Below are 15,126 nucleotides of genomic sequence, written 5' to 3'. Positions count from 1 at the left end.
GCGCACGGTATCGCCGGGCATGCTGAAGATCCCCTGCGAGACGGAACCCGCATGCGCCACACCCTGTTGATCGCCCTGTCGCTGGCCAGCACCCCGGTGCTGGGCGCGGAACCTCCCAGCTTCGATCGTCCCGGCATCGGCTTCGGCACCGACACGGTGCCGCGTGGCGGCCTTGCCGTCGAACTGGGCCTGCCCAGCTATCAACGTGAGCGTGATCGCGACGGCCTGCGCACGACGACGCTGTCCAGCGACCTGCTGCTGCGCACCGGGCTGGCTCCGGGCTGGGAACTGCAGTTGGCGTCCACGCCATGGCAGCGTCAGCGAGAACGTGGCCCCGACATGCCGCGCACGCAGCAGCGCGGCGCCGGCGACAGCTCCGTCGGAGTGAAATGGGCAGGTCCCGGCAGTACCGAGCGCACGGCGTGGGCGCTGCTGGCCAGCGGGGTGATCGCGCGTGGCGATGCAGCCTTCAGCGACGGCCGCCAGTACGCGCTGGCCGCCAGCGTCGAGCACAGCTTCAACGACCGCTGGAGCGGCGCGCTGTATGGCAGTCATCAGCGTGGCGCCGGCCAGCGCAGCACCACTTGGTCGCCCAGCCTCTCGTTGAGCGTGACCGAGCGGCTTGGCACCTATCTCGAAGCCGGTTTCACCCACGCCAACCAGCAACCCGACCAGGCCATCGCCGGCGCAGGGCTGACCTGGATGCTGCGGCCGAACGTACAGTTGGACGCCTCGTTCGACCTGGGCCTCAATCGCAACAGCCCTGACCTGCAGCTCGGCACCGGCATCGCGTTCTATCTGCAGTGAGCTCAAGACCTGATCGTGCGCGCCGGGCGCATCGCCCCCGCGCTACAATCATACCGTCCAGTCGGTTTCGTTCCCCCATGACAGAATCCCCTCCCCGCTCGCGCCGCAAGGCGCCCGACAGCGTGCGCCAGGCACTGCTGCACGCGACCGCCCATACCCTTGGCAAGAATGGGCTGGCGGCCCTCACCGTGCAGGACGTCGCCGACGCCGCCGGTGTCAGCAAGGGCGCGCTGTTCCATCACTTCAGTAGCAAGCAGGACCTGGTCGAGGCGACGCTGACCTCGCTCATCGCCGACTTCGAGGACAGAGTGCGTGCGGTGCTGCGACAGTCCCCGCGCCGCCATGGCGGCTTCAGCCGTGCCTATGTGCAGGTGAATTTCGAGCATCTGCTGCAGCAGGAGCAGATCAACGACATCGGGCTCACCATGGGCAACATGCTGGAGCCGGCGCTTCTGGTCTACTGGCGCACGTGGCTGCGCGGCATGCTCGCCGAGTTCCCGGATGAAGCCAGCGATCCGCGCCTGTACGCCGCGCGTTGCGTTGCCGATGGTTACTGGGCCACCGCCTATGGGCGGCCGCTGGACGAAAACGAGCGCCAGAATGCCCAGGCCATGGCCCTGGAGGCACTGAAGCTGTGCGAACCGGCATGAGCAGGAGGATTCGATGAACCCATATCTCTACCTGGCCGGTGCGATCGTGCTGGAGGTGATCGCCACGTCCCTGCTCAAGGCATCCGAAGGCATGACCCGGCTCGGTCCCACGCTGGGCGCGCTTGCCGGTTACGGCGTGTGCTTCTACCTGCTGTCGCTGACGATGAAGTCGATCCCCACCGGCATCGCCTATGCGATCTGGTCCGGCGTCGGCATCGTGCTGATTTCGCTGATCGGACTGCTGGTGTTCAAGCAGCGCCTGGACGCTCCGGCGCTGATCGGTATCGGCCTGATCTGTGCCGGCGTGCTGGTCATCAACCTGTTCTCGCACAGCAGCGCGCATTGAACGCGCTGCTGCACGAACACCCGGGCTAGGCGACCTTCTTGGCGACGGTCATGCCAAGCACGAACAGCACAACGGCAATGATGATGCCGGCCCAGAACAGGAACTTGGCGATGCCCACGGCAGCGCCGGCGATGCCGCCGAAACCCAGCGCACCGGCGATCAGGCCGATGATGGCGAAAATGATGGCCCACTTGATCATGTCGATCCTCTCCCTGGCGGGAATACTGAAGGTGGGATCAGGTTAGGTACGCCGCGATGCCACACGCGTGAACAGGTCGCAGGCGCGGCGTGAAACGAACCCGCTCAGCGCGGCCGGAAGCGCAGCAGCGCCACTGCGAAAGCGAGGAACACGCTGCCGACCAGGCGTTCGAACCAGCGTTGCGCAAATGGCTTTGCCAGCCAACGGCGCAGCCCATGCCCGCCTGCGGCATACATCACGTACCAGAACAGTTCGCAGGTGGCGAAGGTCGCCACCAGCACCGTGTACTGCACGGCCTGGCCACGCGCGGGGTCGACGAACTGCGGCAGGAACGCGGCGGCGAACAGCAGCAGCTTGGGATTGCTCAACCCCACCAGCAGGCCACCACGGAACACTGCCCAGGCACCGTGTACCGGCGCCAGCGCTGCTGCATCGACGTCTGTCGCCACCGGCGCCTGCCGGTAGCTGTCCCGCCACGCCTTGATGCCCAGCCAGGCCAGGTAGGCCACACCCAGGTAGCGCAGCACATCGAACAGCATCGGCGATGATCGCAGCACCGCGCTCAGGCCGGCCGCGGACGCCGCAAGCACCAGCAGCATCGCAAGCAGGCAACCGGCCATGGCCGGCACGCTGCGACGGAAGCCCAGGCCGACGCTGCGCCCCAGGATGTGCAGCATGTTCGGGCCCGGCGTGCCACACAGCACGAAGACTGTCGCCAGGAACCACCACCAGGTATGCAGGGCCATCACTTCATCCACCGTAATAATCCCTGCAAGGATAGTGCGCAGCGGCTGTCACCACCATGTACAGTCCGGGGTCGATTCGACGGTTACAGCCGGTGCGGCTCAGCTGCTGGCAATGCGCGATGCGCGCAGCTCGGTCATCGCGATGCGCAGCACCCGCAGCGCCGAGCGCAGGAACACGACCAGCAGCGCGATGGCGACCAGCAGGTCCGGCCAACCGGCACCGAACAGCGCCACCAGCCCCGCCGCCAGCACCACCGAAACGCCCTCAAAGATATCGTTGCGTGCGCATTCCCAGGCCGATGCCAGGTTCACGTCATCATTGCGATACGGCGTCAGCAGCCACAGGCAGAAACCGTTGGCAGCAAGGTTCAACAGCGCGGCCAGGCCCATGCTTTCGAACAGGGGGACCTGCGGATGCGCCAGCCGCCATCCGATCTGTACGGCCACTGCCACGGCCGCAGCCAGGATCAGCACGCCCTTGAACAACGCAACCCGCGCCTTGGCCGCCACGCCGGCCCCCACCACCAGCAGGCTCAGCAGATAGGTCGCCGCATCGCCCAGGTTGTCCAGCGCACCGGAGAGCAACGAGGACGAATGGCTGTACCAGGACGCGCCGACCATCATCAGGAAGGTCGCCAGGTTGATCAGCAGGACGATCCACAGCACGCGCCGGTGGCGCGCCTGCATGGCTGCCACATCCAGCGTCTTGCCGCAGCCACAGCATTCGCCCATCGCCCTGCCCTCTGCCTGTCGTACCCCATTATCACGCCGATCAGGCCCGTCGGCAGCTGCTGCGGCGGGTCCACCCACAATTGCACGTCCTGGCCCATGTTGTGCTGCAATGGCGCTTCCCCGGCACGGAGACACGCATGAAGACGCTTGGCCTGATCGGTGGCATGAGCTGGGAGAGTTCGGCGCAGTACTACCGCCTCATCAACGAAGAGGTACGCGCGCGGCTGGGCGGCGCGCATTCGGCGCAGTTGCTGATGTGGTCGCTGGATTTCGCCCGCATCAAGCAGCTGCAGCACGACGGCGACTGGGATGCCCTGGGCAACGAGATGGTCGATGCCGCACAGCGGCTGCAGGCCGGTGGCGCCGACCTGCTGCTGATCTGCACCAACACCATGCACAAGCTCGTTGCTGAGATCGAGGCGGCCTGCCCGCTGCCCTTGCTGCATATCGCCGACCCGACTGCCACGGCGATCATGCAGGCCGGTCTGCAGCGTGTCGGCCTGCTCGGCACCGCCTTCACCATGGAGGAAGACTTCTACCGTGGCCGCCTGAGCGAGCGCTTCGGCCTGGACGTACTGGTTCCGGAGGCCGATGACCGCCGCGAGGTACACGCGATCATCTACGAGGAGTTGATCGCCGGGGTGGTCAACGAGCGATCACGGCAGGTGTACGTCGAAGTGATTGAACGCCTCGTTGCCCGCGGTGCCCAGGCGATCATCCTCGGCTGTACCGAGATCATGCTGCTGGTACGCGCCGAAGACAGCCCGGTGCCGCTGTTCGACACCACGACCCTGCATGCGCGCGCGGCAGTGGACGCAGCGTTGGCGTAACCCACGGCGGGGTGCAGTCGAACAGGCTCGACTGCACGGTCAGGCGTCCGGTCACGCAGGCGATTCGGGTTGCACTTCCAGCGAAGTGACCAGCCATTCCACCACCGGTGGCGAATCGCACAGGAAGAACACGGCGTCACCGCTGCGGGCTTCGGTCAGCATCCGGTAGACACTGATGGCCACGCCCGATTGGCTGGCAATGAAAATCTCGCTGCTGCGCGGCCCGTCGGCCTGGCGGGAAACCCGCCGCAAGGCATCGCGGGCCGCAACCGTATCTTCCGGCTCGGCTTCGCGGGTCAGTTCCAGGCCACGCAGGCCCCACGCAACAAAAACACGCTTGCCCTTGAACGTCGTGTCCAGGACCTGCACGTCGGCCGCGCCTGTGCCGGCCGACCGATGAATGACGATACTGCTGATCAACGCAACCCCCTGTGGTCGTCGTGGTCCGCACATCCTTGTCCGCACCCGCGCCAGCGGCCACGGGCGATGCCCGAAGGCCGCGTCCGAAAGCGCTGGAACGTGTAAAAAACTGTAAACCGATGCAATCGGATGTGCCCGGGATGATACGGGATGTAACGCCCTGCATGCGCCGTCGCACACTTATAAATCCGTCCTGAGCCAGCGCAGCCCGCAGTCGTCGCAGAGCGCCATACGTGCGCCATTCTTGCGTCCCATCCCCAAACCGAGGTTTCAATGAGCCTTCGCCTGCTACTGCCCTTGGGCGGCTCTGCACTTGCCCTGCTGCTGGCCGCAACGACCGTCTCGGCCCAGGATTACGACAGCGAATCGTCGCCGCGCACGACCTGCGAATCGCACTTCAACAAGACCCAGCAGTGCCCGTTCGAAGGACGCGCGCGACTCGCGCGGCAGCTTTCGGTGACGCGATGCGTTGAAGATGACAACTGGGGACAGCGCCGCGGCATGCTGTGGGTTACCGACGGCTGCCGCGCCGAATTCGTCGCCGAAGAACGCGGGCGTGGCCGCTGGCCCGGGCGTGGGCGTGACCGTGATCGCGATGGCGAGCGCCTAGTCTGCGAATCCTACGAAAACAAGGAGAAAAAGTGCCGCACCCGCGTCCGTCATGACGTGCGGCTGGTCAAGCAGAAATCGGTCACCACCTGCACCGAGGACCGCAACTGGGGCTGGGACCGACGCGGTGTATGGGTCAGCGACGGCTGCCGCGCCGAATTCCGCGTCTACTGAGTGCGATGGCTGCGGGCCCATCATCGCTAGAATCAAGCTCCCGCAGCAGGAAACACCGCATGGAACGCTGGTACCTGGCAACGATGATGTCCTTGCTGCTGCATCAGATCGATGCCGCGTTCTGGCAGGAGTGGCGGATGTTCCAGGTACCCGGCGGCATCCAGGGATTCCTGCTTTTCAATCTGCTTGCCATCGGCGTACTGCTGCACGGTTACCGTCAGGTCGTGCTCGGCCTGGGCTCTGCGCGCCGCTACGCACTGCTGTGCGGCGCGCTGGGTATCGGCACAGCCCTCATCCATGCAGGCTTCGCTGCGGCCGGTCGCGATGAATTCCACCTGCCCCTGTCGCTGCTCACGCTTCTGGCCTGCCTGGTCAGCGGCAGCGGTTTGCTGCTGCGCATCCGTTGGCGATGAACGTGCGGGCTCCAGCAGTTCGGATACGCGCGGCCGTGTGCACGGATCTTCCGGCACTGATCGCCCTGGACAGCGTTGCGGCCGATGACCCACGGCGTGCCGTGCAGATCGGCCAATGGCTGGCGGACGGCCACATGCACGTCGCCGAACTCGACGACACGCTGGCCGGCTACCGGGTCCAGCACCGACACTTCTTCGGTGAAGCCTTCATCGAGATGCTGATGGTCGCCGCGCCACTGCGCGGACACGGCGTCGGCAGCGCGCTGCTTCTGCATGCCACGTCGTGCAGCGCAGGTGCCAGGCTTTTCACATCCACCAACCAATCCAACGCCAACATGCAGCGGCTGCTGGCAGCCGCTGGTTTCAAGCAGTGCGGCATCGTGCACGGCCTCGACGAAGGCGATCCGGAGTTGATCTACCGCTTCGCTACTGACGATGTGAGGTAAGGCGCGACCTTCGCTTCCAGCAGCGCCATCAGCGCCGGATCCATGCAGCGATAGTCGTCGGGGATATCCAGGCAGTGCAGCGGCGTGTGTTCAAGCAGGCGGGCAAAATTCGCCTGCAGCCGATGCTGGTGCTTGGGCTCCATCACGAAGATGACATCAGCCCAGCGGATGTCCGCTGGGCTGATGGGCCGGCGCGCATGCGGGCTGGTGCCTGCCGAGCGCGCACTGATACCTGGCCGGCGCTGCCACATCGCTTCAGCGGTGGGGCTGCGCAGCTGGTTGCGACTGCAGACAAACAACAGGTTCAACATTCCTGGTCCAGCAGTTGCCGCGGGCTGAGGACTGGATAGGTGAAACCCAGCTGGCGCGCCCGCAGCAGCTTGTCGCCGCGCGTATACATCAGCTTCCAGTTCTTTTCCGGCTTGAAGATCGACGGTGCTGCCGTGTGGTCGCCAGCGTGGTGGCGCGACTGCGAGCGCCTCCAGGCGCGGTTCCTTTGCGTTTCCATGATCGTGTTCTCGTGAGTACCGGGTTCAGCAGCCGCGGTAGTACGAGTGCGCGCAGGATACAACGCCGCAACAAAAAAGCCCACGCATCGCTGCGCAGGCTTGTCTGTTACATCACAGTGGTCGGGACGGCCGGATTCGAACCGACGACCCTCTGCCCCCCAGGCAGATGCGCTACCAGGCTGCGCTACGCCCCGACTGATGCTGCGATGTGCCCGCCAGTGCGGCGGGCCGTGAAGTATAGCGGATTACGGCGGAAATGGGTCAGCGACGCAGCAGTTGCAGCACTTCTTCCAGTTCCATCCGCACCTGCTTGATGATCTGGTTGCTCAAGGCCGATTCCTCGCGCGCATCCGGACCATCCAGGCGCAGGCGCGCGCCACCGATGGTGTAGCCCTGTTCGTACAGCAGGCTGCGGATCTGCCGCACCATCAGCACGTCGTGGCGCTGGTAGTAACGACGGTTGCCACGGCGCTTGGCCGGCTCGAGACTGGGAAACTCGGTTTCCCAGTAGCGCAGCACGTGCGGCTTGACGTCGCACAGTTCGCTGACTTCACCAATGGTGAAGTAGCGCTTGGCCGGAATCGGCGGAAGTTCGCGGTTACTGCCCGGATCCAGCATAAGCTTCCACCCTCTCCTTGAGCTTCTGGCCCGGACGGAAGGTAACCACCGTACGGGCGGAAATCGGAATTTCCTCGCCGGTCTTGGGGTTGCGACCTGGGCGCTGGTTCTTGCGCCGCAGGTCGAAATTGCCAAAGCCCGACAGCTTCACCTGACGTCCCTGTTCCAATGCTTCACGCAGCACATCGAAGAACGCGTCGACGAATTCCTTGGCTTCCCGCTTGTTCAGACCGACTTCGTCGAACAGCTTTTCCGCCATCTCCGCCTTGGTCAATGCCATTGCCTGCTACCCCCGAGTGCTGCCCGCTCAGCCGCGGATCCGGGCGTGGTGTTCACGCTCGATGGCAGTGACCGCCTCGGCCACTACCGCTTCCACGTCGCGGTCCGTCAGAGTGCGCGACTTGTCCTGCAAAATCAAGCCCATAGCGAGACTCTTGAATCCCGGCTCGACGCCCTGGCCGACATAGCGATCGAACAGGTTCAGCTCGCGCAGCAGCGGACCGGCAGCCTGGCGGATGGTCGCGGCCAGGTCACTCCAGGCCACCTGTTCAGGCACCAGGAAGGCCAGGTCGCGGCGCACTGCCGGGTAGCGCGACAGTTCACCGGCGCGCGGCAGCGCACGGGCCGACAGCGCTTCCAGATCCAGCTCGAAGGCGTACACGTCCACGTCGATGTCCATCGCCTTGGCCAGGCGCGGATGGATCTGGCCGATCCAGCCGATGGCCAGGCCGTCGCGGAACACCTCGGCCGAACGCACCGGATGGCCGTAGGCACGCGAGGATGGGCGGAACTCCAGGACCGCGCCACTGGCCGCGGCCAGCGATTCCAGGTCGCCCTTCAGGTCATGGAAATCGATCTTGCGGGTCGGCAGGCCCCACTGCACCGCCTGCGCTTCACCGCAGACCGCAGCGGCCACGCGCGGGGTTTCCAGCGGCGCCGGCTGGCCATCTCCGGCCTGCTGCGCGAACACCCGGCCAAGCTCGAACAGGCGCACCCGGCCGAGCTGGCGGGCGGCGTTGCGGCCCAGCGTGGCGACCAGGCCCGGCAGCAGCGACGGGCGCATCACCGCCAGCTCGGCCGACAGCGGGTTGGCCAGCGGCACCAGATCCTCGCGCAGCTGCCACTGGCCCAGCAGGCCATCGTCGACGAAGGCGAAATTGACGGTTTCCTGCAGATCGCGTGCGATCAGCTGGCGGCGCACGCTCAGCGCGTCCAGCTGGGTCTCGGACGGCATCGCGACACGCGATGCGCCACCCGGCAGCGTGGTCGGGATCTGCTCATAACCGTGGATCCGGGCCAGCTCCTCGATCAGGTCTTCTTCGATGGCGATGTCGAAGCGGCGGCTCGGCGCGGTGACCTGCCAGCCTTCGCCAGCGGCGACCACGTCCATGCCCAGCGCGCGCAGGATGCGCTCGACTTCGGCGTCTTCGATGGTGATGCCCAGCACGCGGGTGATGCGCGCGCGGCGCAGCAGGATCGTCGCCGGCTGCGGCAGGTCGGCCTCTCGTACCGCTTCGGTAACCGGTGCGGGGGTACCGCCGGCCAGGTCCAGCACCAGGCGGGTGGCGTATTCGATGGCAGTACGCGGCAGCGCCGGGTCGACGCCACGCTCGAAGCGGTGGCCGGCATCGGTGTGCAGGCCCAGCTTGCGGCCGCGGCCCATGATCGCGGCCGGCGCGAAGTGCGCCGCTTCCAGGAACACGGCGGTGGTGGCATCGGTAACACGCGTGTCGAAGCCGCCCATCAGGCCGGCCAGGCCGACCGCGCGATCAGCGTCGGTGACCACCAGGAAGCTGTCGTCCAGCGCAGCATCACGGCCATCCAGCAGCTTCAGGCTTTCGCCTGCGCGCGAACGACGCACACTGATCGTGCCCTGCAGGGTACCGAGATCGTAGGCGTGCATCGGCTGGCCCAGCTCAAGCATCACGTACTGGGTGATGTCGACCAGCAGCGATACCGGGCGCACGCCGCTGCGGCGCAGGCGCTCGGCCATCCACAACGGGGTCTTCGCCGCGGCGTTGACTCCTTCGATGACACGACCCAGATACCGCGGCGCTTCGGCACCGGCATCGAGCTGGATTGCCAGCTCGCGGCTGCTCTGGGCAGCGATCGGTGCTGCGATGAAATCCAGTACTTCGCTGCGCGTCGCTGCGGCGACGTCATAGGCGATGCCGCGGATGCTGAAGCAGTCGGCGCGGTTGGGGGTCAGCTTGATCTCGATGCTGGCATCCGGCAGGCCGAGGTACTCCACCAGGGACTGGCCGACCGGCGCGTCGTCCGGCAGTTCCAGCAAACCGGAGGCATCGTTGTCCAGGCCCAGCTCCTTGGCCGAGCACAGCATGCCGTTGGATTCGACGCCGCGCAGCTTGGCCGGCTTGATCTTCAACTCACCGATCTGCGCACCGACCATCGCCAGCGGCGCAACCAGGCCCGGTCGTGCATTCGGCGCACCACAGACGATCTGCAGCAGCTCAGCCTGCCCCGCATCAACCTTGCACACCTGCAGGCGGTCGGCTTCGGGATGGCGCTCGGCTTCGACGATACGCGCGACGACCACGTGCTGCAGGCCATCGCCAAGCGCGGTCACGTCTTCCACTTCCAGGCCGATGGCGGTCAGCACCGCGCTGAGCTCATCGCGCGAGGCAGTGGTCGGGACGTGGCTGCGCAGCCAGTTTTCGGAGAATTTCATGGGTTCACCCTGGTGGGCCCGGCGCATGCGCCTGGGCCTGCGTTGTTGAGTCCGCCGGGCATGGCCCGGCGCTACCTTATGCGTTACGCGAACTGCTTGAGGAAGCGCACGTCATTTTCGAAGAACGCGCGCAGGTCGTTGACGCCGTAGCGCAGCATCGCGAAACGCTCCACGCCCATGCCGAAGGCAAAGCCGGTGTAGCGTTCCGGATCGATGCCGACGTTGCGCAGCACGTTCGGGTGCACCATGCCGCAGCCGAGCACTTCCAGCCAGCGGGTGCTGCCATCGGGCTGCTGCCAGGCGATGTCCACTTCCGCGCCGGGTTCAACGAACGGGAAGTAGCTGGGGCGGAAGCGCATCTCGAAATCGCGCTCGAAGAACGCACGCACGAACTCGGACAGCGTGCCCTTCAGGTCGGCGAAGGTCGAATGCTCGTCGACCAGCAGGCCTTCGACCTGGTGGAACATCGGCGAATGGGTCTGGTCGCTGTCGCTGCGGTAGACCTTGCCGGCGGCGATCATGCGCAGCGGCGGCTGGTGTTCGCCCATGTAGCGCACCTGCACACCGGAGGTATGCGTGCGCAGCAGTCGGCCGTCACCGAAGTAGAAGGTGTCATGCATGGCGCGCGCCGGATGGTGCGGCGGGAAGTTCAGCGCCTCGAAGTTGTGCCAGTCGTCCTCGATCTCCGGCCCTTCGGACAACTCGTAGCCCAGCCGGCCGAAGATGCCGGTGATGCGCTCGAGGGTGCGTGTGATCGGGTGCAGGCCGGCGCGTTCGCCACTGCGGCCCGGCAGCGTGATGTCGATCGCCTCGGCAGCCAGCCGCGCATCGAGCGCAGCATCTTCCAGCACCGCCTTGCGCTCGCCCAGCGCGCTGCTCAGCGCGTCGCGGGCCTGGTTGATGGCCTCACCGGCCGCCTTGCGCTCGTCGGCCGGCAGCGCACCGAGCTGCTTGAGCTGCGAGGTGATGCTGCCACTCTTGCCAAGCAGGGCCACGCGCAGCTGCTCCAGCGCGTCCGGGCTCTGCGCGGCGGCCACGTCGGCCAGCGCCTGGGAAGTGAGGGATTGGATGTCGCTCATGGGTAGCCGGAACTCCAGTCGGTCTGCCATCGCGATGCGCGAAGGGCCGCGCCGTCGCAACCGCTTGCCGGTCGCCCGCCATCTACACGGCTGCGCCCGGCACAAAAAAGAATGGGGAAGGACTTGCGCCCTTCCCCATGCATTGCCTCTACCTGACACCGTTCTCCGTGAACGGCAACGGCATCGGGAAGGACTTATGCCGCCAGTGCGCCCTTGGCCTTTTCGGCCAGTGCAGCAAAGCCAGCTGCGTCGTGCACGGCGATGTCAGCCAGAACCTTGCGGTCCAGGGTGATGCCAGCCTTCAGCAGGCCGTTCATGAAACGGCTGTAGCTCAGGCCGTTGATGCGGGCAGCCGCGTTGATGCGGGTGATCCACAGCGAACGGAAGTTGCGCTTCTTCTGCTTACGGCCGATGTAGGCGTACTGCTGTGCCTTGATGACCGCCTGCTTGGCGACGCGGAAGACCTTGCGACGGGCGTTGTAGTAGCCCTTCGCCAGATCAAGGATTTTCTTGTGGCGGCGACGCGCCTGTACGCCACGCTTTACTCGTGCCATGTATCAGTCCTCAGAGGTAGGGAAGCATGCGGTCCAGACGGCCTGCGTCTTCTGCGCGGACGTGATTCGTCTGACGCAGGTTACGCTTACGCTTGGTCGCTTTCTTCGTGAGGATGTGGCTACGGTTGGCGTGGCCGCACTTGTACTTGCCCGAGGCGGTCTTGCGGAAACGCTTGGCCGCTGCCCGGTTGGTCTTGATCTTGGGCATTGCAATGTCCTTGATGGGATATGACCCTGGTTTCTGACTGATCTGGCGGCGGCCTGGGCCGCTCTTTCCGTCCTGCCATGATCGGCGTACGACCCGTCCTGGGTGGGTCGAGCCGGGCATGATACAGGCAAATCCGCCCTGTAACCAGCCCCCACACCGTTTTCACACCGAGACCGGCCCTGCCCGCCCCGGAAAAGCAAAAGGACGCCAGCGGCGTCCCTTCACCTTCATCCATTCAGCCGCCAGGCGCCCCGCGAGGCAGCCCGTCAGGCGTCAGGTCTTCTTCTTCGGCGCGATCATCATCACCATCTGACGCCCTTCCAGGCGCGGACGGGATTCGATGACGATGTCTTCGCCCAGATCGGCTTCGATCCGGCCAGCCATCTCGCGGCCCAGTTCCTGATGGCTCATTTCACGGCCACGGAAACGGATGTTGACCTTGATCTTGTCGCCTTCTTCAAGGAAACCGCGCATCTTGCGCAGCTTGATCTGGTAGTCGCCCTCGTCCGTGACCGGACGGAACTTCACTTCCTTGATCTCGACCTGCTTGGTCTTCTTCTTGGCCTCGCTGGCCTTCTTCTGGGCTTCGAACTTGAACTTGCCGAAGTCCATGATCTTGCACACCGGCGGGTCGGCCTGCGGCTGGATCTCGACCAGGTCCAGGCCTTCATCTTCGGCCATGGACAACGCTTCGTCTCGCGTCAACACGCCGATCATTTCTCCGTCACTGCCGATCACGCGGACGCGCGGCACACGGATTTCCTGATTCTTGCGGTTCTGTTTGTTGTCAGGGGTACTGATATTGCGATCTCCCAAGGGTGTCGAACCCGGCCCGGGCGCCAATGCGCACGGGCCGGACCTTTGTTTACGCGCCCTCGGCCTGGAGCCGCTCGGTGAAAGCCTGGAGGCTCATGCTGCCGAGATCTTCGCCAGAACGCGTACGCACCGCCACAGCGCCGTTTTCCTTCTCGCGGTCACCAATGACCAGCAGGTACGGCACGCGCTGCAGCGTGTGCTCGCGAATCTTATAGCCGATCTTCTCGTTACGCAAATCGGCGCTGACGCGGAAGCCTTGATCCGCAAGGCTTTTGGTCACCGCAGAGACGTATTCAGCCTGCGCATCAGTGATATTGGCCACCACCACCTGGGTCGGCGCCAGCCAGGCCGGGAACTGGCCGGCGTGGTGCTCGATCAGGATGCCCAGGAAACGCTCCATCGAACCGACGATGGCCCGGTGCAGCATCACCGGATGCTTCTTCTGGCTGTTTTCGTCCACGTATTCAGCGCCCAGACGGCCAGGCATCATGAAATCGACCTGCATGGTGCCCAGCTGCCAGGTGCGGCCGATGGCGTCCTTCAGGTGGTACTCGATCTTCGGGCCGTAGAAGGCGCCCTCGCCCGGCAGCTCCTGCCATTCCACCCCGCAGCTGGACAGCGCCGAGCGCAGCGCGCCCTCTGCCTTGTCCCAGGTGGCGTCATCGCCCAGGCGCGATTCGGGGCGCAGCGCGATCTTGACCTGGATCTCCTCGAAGCCGAAATGCTGGTACACCGCCAGCGCCTGCTGGTGGAACGCGGTCACTTCCGCCTCGACCTGGTCTTCGGTGCAGAACACGTGACCGTCGTCCTGGGTGAAGCCACGCACGCGCAGGATGCCGTGCAGCGCACCGGAGGGCTCGTTGCGGTGGCAGGCGCCAAACTCACCGTAGCGGATCGGCAGATCGCGGTAGCTGTGCAGCCCCTGGTTGAACACCTGCACGTGACCCGGGCAGTTCATCGGCTTGAGCGCGTAGGTACGCTTCTCCGACTCGGTGAAGAACATCGCGTCCTGGTAGTTGTCCCAGTGGCCCGATTTCTGCCACAGCGACACGTCCAGGATCTGCGGGCAGCGCACTTCGCCGTAGCCGGTGCTGCGGTACACCTTGCGCATGTACTGCTCGACCACCTGCCACAGCGCCCAGCCCTTCGGGTGCCAGAACACCAGGCCCGGGGCCTCTTCCTGCAGGTGGAACAGGTCCTGCTGCTTGCCGATGCGACGGTGGTCGCGCATCTCTGCTTCTTCGATGCGCTTGATGTACGCATCGAGCTGCTTCTTGTCGGCCCAGGCGGTGCCGTAGACGCGCTGCAGCTGCTCGTTCTGCGCGTCGCCGCGCCAGTAGGCGCCGGAAATGCGGGTCAGCTTGAAGGCCTTCAGGAAGCGCGTGTTCGGCACGTGCGGGCCGCGGCACATGTCCACGTATTCCTGGTGGTAGTACATGCCCATCGCCTGGATGTCAGGCGACATGTCCTCGATCAGGCGCAGCTTGTAGTCCTCGCCACGGGCCTTGAAGATCTCGATGACTTCCGCGCGCGGCGTCACTTTCTTGATGACGTCGTAGTCCTGCGCGATCAGCTCGCCCATGCGCTTTTCGATCGCCGCCATGTCTTCGGGGGTGAACGGGCGCTCGGAGTAGATGTCGTAGTAGAAGCCCTCGGCGATCACCGGGCCGATCACCATCTTCACGTCCGGATAGAGCTGCTTGACCGCGTGGCCGACCAGGTGGGCACTGGAGTGGCGGATGATTTCCACGCCCTCCTCGTCCTTGGCGGTGATGATGCGCAGGGACGCATCGTGGTCGATGACGTCACTGGCATCGACCAGCACGCCATCCACCGAACCGGCGATGGTGGCCTTGGCCAGGCCGGCGCCGATCGACTGGGCGACGTCCATGACGCTGACGGGGTTTTCGAATTCGCGGCGGCTGCCGTCGGGAAGGGTAATCGTGATCATTGCAATGGCTTCATGCGGGGCCCGCCGTGGCGGGCTGGAAAGCGCTCCCGGGCTGTCGTCCGGGCAATAAAAAAGCGCCGCGAGGGCGCCTGGAATGCAGGGCCTTCGGGGCAGGTCAACAGTGGGCGGTGGTAGTGCTCATGTCGCACGCTCGGCCGGCGCAGTGCGCGGGCCACCTTGGTTCCAGGATGTGGTTGCCCGTGATCTTAAACCAGCGGCGGACAAAGCCCAAGCGGTGCCTGAATGGCGCTGGCTGGCGGCGTGAAAACGCAATGATTACCATGTCCGCGCAGCCCGCCCCGTGCCGGCCTGCCCGCTTCCCCCCAGGAT

General features: G+C 65.4%; 21 protein-coding genes and 1 tRNA gene. 7 read left to right on the top strand and 15 right to left on the bottom strand.

Features of this window, described 5'->3' with window-relative positions; translation table 11 throughout:
- The first annotated feature begins 51 nt into the window (after window positions 1–51).
- The 3 genes from BW38_RS00945 to BW38_RS00955 all read left to right on the top strand — a co-directional run bounded on the left by BW38_RS00945 (window position 52) and on the right by BW38_RS00955 (window position 1,803).
- A complete protein-coding gene (locus tag BW38_RS00945; protein ID WP_032978631.1) occupies window positions 52–807 on the top strand; it encodes a transporter in 756 nt (251 codons plus the stop codon).
- 77 nt (window positions 808–884) lie between these two features.
- On the top strand, window positions 885–1,457 hold the full coding sequence (locus BW38_RS00950) for a TetR/AcrR family transcriptional regulator (RefSeq protein WP_032978629.1): 573 nt from the start codon (window positions 885–887) through the stop codon (window positions 1,455–1,457).
- A gap of 13 nt (window positions 1,458–1,470) precedes the next feature.
- Window positions 1,471–1,803, top strand: coding sequence for an SMR family transporter (locus BW38_RS00955; RefSeq protein ID WP_032978627.1), 333 nt, complete (start codon window positions 1,471–1,473; stop codon window positions 1,801–1,803).
- 25 nt (window positions 1,804–1,828) lie between these two features.
- On the opposite strand, the gene BW38_RS21655 is transcribed toward BW38_RS00955, so the two are convergent.
- The 3 genes from BW38_RS21655 to BW38_RS00970 all read right to left on the bottom strand — a co-directional run bounded on the left by BW38_RS21655 (window position 1,829) and on the right by BW38_RS00970 (window position 3,480).
- Complete coding sequence (locus BW38_RS21655; protein WP_025876319.1) at window positions 1,829–2,002, bottom strand: DUF1328 domain-containing protein; 174 nt, start codon at window positions 2,000–2,002, stop codon at window positions 1,829–1,831.
- 104 nt (window positions 2,003–2,106) lie between these two features.
- Entirely contained in the window at window positions 2,107–2,748 is a 642-nt protein-coding gene (locus BW38_RS00965) for a LysE family translocator (protein WP_032978625.1), read from the bottom strand.
- 99 nt (window positions 2,749–2,847) lie between these two features.
- Window positions 2,848–3,480: a cation transporter gene (locus BW38_RS00970; protein ID WP_032978623.1), complete on the bottom strand. Its 633-nt coding sequence runs from the start codon at window positions 3,478–3,480 to the stop codon at window positions 2,848–2,850.
- Between the two features lie 137 nt (window positions 3,481–3,617).
- On the opposite strand from BW38_RS00970, the gene BW38_RS00975 reads away from it, so the two are divergent.
- Window positions 3,618–4,310: an aspartate/glutamate racemase family protein gene (locus tag BW38_RS00975; protein WP_032978622.1), complete on the top strand. Its 693-nt coding sequence runs from the start codon at window positions 3,618–3,620 to the stop codon at window positions 4,308–4,310.
- A gap of 51 nt (window positions 4,311–4,361) precedes the next feature.
- Here the strand turns inward: BW38_RS00975 and BW38_RS0121025 are convergent, their stop codons facing one another.
- Window positions 4,362–4,730, bottom strand: coding sequence for a hypothetical protein (locus BW38_RS0121025; protein ID WP_025876311.1), 369 nt, complete (start codon window positions 4,728–4,730; stop codon window positions 4,362–4,364).
- Window positions 4,731–5,003: 273 nt separating this feature from the next.
- Between BW38_RS0121025 and BW38_RS00980 the strand changes: the two genes are divergently transcribed.
- The 3 genes from BW38_RS00980 to BW38_RS00990 are packed head-to-tail and all read left to right on the top strand — an operon-like array spanning window position 5,004 to window position 6,372.
- Window positions 5,004–5,513 carry a DUF3011 domain-containing protein gene (locus BW38_RS00980; RefSeq protein WP_032978620.1) on the top strand — a complete coding sequence of 170 codons (510 nt, stop codon included), beginning with the start codon at window positions 5,004–5,006 and terminating at the stop codon, window positions 5,511–5,513.
- Between the two features lie 59 nt (window positions 5,514–5,572).
- Entirely contained in the window at window positions 5,573–5,926 is a 354-nt protein-coding gene (locus BW38_RS00985) for a DUF6713 family protein (RefSeq protein WP_032978617.1), read from the top strand.
- On the top strand, window positions 5,923–6,372 hold the full coding sequence (locus BW38_RS00990) for a GNAT family N-acetyltransferase (protein ID WP_032978615.1): 450 nt from the start codon (window positions 5,923–5,925) through the stop codon (window positions 6,370–6,372). Before BW38_RS00985 ends, BW38_RS00990 begins: the two co-directional genes overlap by 4 nt.
- On the opposite strand, the gene BW38_RS00995 is transcribed toward BW38_RS00990, so the two are convergent.
- From BW38_RS00995 to thrS, 11 genes are all read right to left on the bottom strand, one after another.
- The gene (locus tag BW38_RS00995; RefSeq protein WP_025876304.1) at window positions 6,342–6,683 is read right to left on the bottom strand and encodes a phosphotyrosine protein phosphatase; all 342 of its coding nucleotides are present in this window, start codon (window positions 6,681–6,683) and stop codon (window positions 6,342–6,344) included. The genes BW38_RS00990 and BW38_RS00995 overlap by 31 nt on opposite strands.
- Window positions 6,677–6,880 (bottom strand): hypothetical protein, encoded by a 204-nt coding sequence (locus BW38_RS01000; protein WP_025876303.1) that lies wholly within the window; start codon window positions 6,878–6,880, stop codon window positions 6,677–6,679. Before BW38_RS01000 ends, BW38_RS00995 begins: the two co-directional genes overlap by 7 nt.
- 118 nt (window positions 6,881–6,998) lie before the next feature.
- Window positions 6,999–7,075 (bottom strand) — tRNA-Pro (locus BW38_RS01005).
- Between the two features lie 67 nt (window positions 7,076–7,142).
- The gene (locus tag BW38_RS01010) at window positions 7,143–7,499 is read right to left on the bottom strand and encodes a MerR family transcriptional regulator (RefSeq protein WP_005410431.1); all 357 of its coding nucleotides are present in this window, start codon (window positions 7,497–7,499) and stop codon (window positions 7,143–7,145) included.
- Window positions 7,480–7,779 carry an integration host factor subunit alpha gene (locus BW38_RS01015; protein WP_005410432.1) on the bottom strand — a complete coding sequence of 100 codons (300 nt, stop codon included), beginning with the start codon at window positions 7,777–7,779 and terminating at the stop codon, window positions 7,480–7,482. Before BW38_RS01015 ends, BW38_RS01010 begins: the two co-directional genes overlap by 20 nt.
- 27 nt (window positions 7,780–7,806) lie before the next feature.
- The gene (gene pheT / locus BW38_RS01020) at window positions 7,807–10,188 is read right to left on the bottom strand and encodes a phenylalanine--tRNA ligase subunit beta (protein WP_032978612.1); all 2,382 of its coding nucleotides are present in this window, start codon (window positions 10,186–10,188) and stop codon (window positions 7,807–7,809) included.
- 83 nt (window positions 10,189–10,271) lie between these two features.
- Window positions 10,272–11,267 (bottom strand): phenylalanine--tRNA ligase subunit alpha, encoded by a 996-nt coding sequence (pheS, locus tag BW38_RS01025; RefSeq protein WP_032978609.1) that lies wholly within the window; start codon window positions 11,265–11,267, stop codon window positions 10,272–10,274.
- A 194-nt stretch (window positions 11,268–11,461) separates the two neighbouring features.
- A complete protein-coding gene (gene rplT / locus BW38_RS01030; protein ID WP_005410435.1) occupies window positions 11,462–11,821 on the bottom strand; it encodes a 50S ribosomal protein L20 in 360 nt (119 codons plus the stop codon).
- Between the two features lie 10 nt (window positions 11,822–11,831).
- Window positions 11,832–12,029: a 50S ribosomal protein L35 gene (gene rpmI / locus BW38_RS01035; protein ID WP_002811096.1), complete on the bottom strand. Its 198-nt coding sequence runs from the start codon at window positions 12,027–12,029 to the stop codon at window positions 11,832–11,834.
- A 273-nt stretch (window positions 12,030–12,302) separates the two neighbouring features.
- Window positions 12,303–12,845 (bottom strand): translation initiation factor IF-3, encoded by a 543-nt coding sequence (infC, locus tag BW38_RS01040; protein WP_025876259.1) that lies wholly within the window; start codon window positions 12,843–12,845, stop codon window positions 12,303–12,305.
- A gap of 49 nt (window positions 12,846–12,894) precedes the next feature.
- A complete protein-coding gene (thrS, locus tag BW38_RS01045; protein ID WP_025876257.1) occupies window positions 12,895–14,796 on the bottom strand; it encodes a threonine--tRNA ligase in 1,902 nt (633 codons plus the stop codon).
- Window positions 14,797–15,126 lie beyond the last annotated feature (330 nt).

Source organism: Stenotrophomonas sp. RIT309 (assembly GCF_000632045.1).
GTDB classification, from domain to species: Bacteria; Pseudomonadota; Gammaproteobacteria; order Xanthomonadales; family Xanthomonadaceae; genus Stenotrophomonas; species Stenotrophomonas indicatrix.
The sequence above is the reverse complement of the archived record's forward strand: the minus strand, read 5'-3'. Positions and strand labels throughout refer to the sequence as shown.